Source organism: Idiomarina sp. UBA3176 (assembly GCF_002364295.1).
In the GTDB taxonomy this organism is placed as follows: Bacteria; Pseudomonadota; Gammaproteobacteria; order Enterobacterales; family Alteromonadaceae; genus Idiomarina; species Idiomarina loihiensis.
The window spans coordinates 1-817 of the sequence record NZ_DEXU01000004.1 but is presented as its reverse complement, the minus strand read 5'-3'; the positions used below and the strand labels follow the sequence as shown (position 1 = coordinate 817).

The following is an 817-nucleotide window of genomic DNA, read 5'->3' as shown; positions in this document are numbered from 1 at the left end:
CGCATTTGCCCTGCAATGTAAGTAAAGCAGATCAAGATGGCACAAATAACTGCAATAGTACGTGCCGTTTGAGAATAGTAGCGGTCGCCGATGAAGTCAGGCACAGTGAATTTACCGAACTTACGTAAGTAAGGAGCAAGACACATAGCCAGCAGTACATAGCCACCAGTCCAACCCATTAGGTAAACAGAACCATCATAACCGGCAAAGGCGACGATACCCGCCATTGAAATAAAAGAAGCAGCTGACATCCAGTCTGCGGCCGTTGCCATACCATTGGCAATAGGGTTAACCCCGCCGCTTGCTACATAAAAGTCATTAGTTGAGCCGGCACGTGACCAAATCGCAATACCTATGTATAGGGCGAAAGTCAGGCCGACGATTATAAAGGTGAGCGTTTGAATATCCATAGCGCCTTAGTCCTCGTGTACATTGTATTTGTTATCTAACGCGGCCATGCCTCTCACATAAATGAAGATAAGCACGATGAAAGTCAGAATGGAACCTTGCTGTGCGAACCAGAATCCCAGCTTGAAGCCGAAGAAAGTGATTTCGTTAAGCACGTCCACCAATATAATTCCAAAGCCATAGGAAACGACAAACCATACAATTAGCAGCTTGAGCATCAAGCTGAGGTTTTCTTTCCAATACGCTTTGGCATGGGATTCGCTTTCGAATGCCATAACGTCCCCTCCAGTTGTTCAACATTATTGTTTTAGGTCGATAACAAATGTAAATGCAATTGTTAACAAGGGGAATAGGACTTTGGTCGTAGCTGATTGAAAGGAGAATTCAGACATAAAAAAAGCCCCCAGCG

2 protein-coding genes are annotated in these 817 nt (G+C 44.8%); both read right to left on the bottom strand.

All coding sequences use genetic code 11. The annotated features are described in order from the left end of the window. Window positions 1-410: sodium:solute symporter family transporter (locus tag B2U97_RS01480; protein ID WP_414653834.1), on the bottom strand; the 410-nt coding region annotated here is incomplete at its 3' end. 6 nt (window positions 411-416) lie between these two features. Beyond that, window positions 417-683, bottom strand: coding sequence for a DUF4212 domain-containing protein (locus tag B2U97_RS01475; protein WP_011234430.1), 267 nt, complete (start codon window positions 681-683; stop codon window positions 417-419). Between the last annotated feature and the right edge of the window lie 134 nt (window positions 684-817).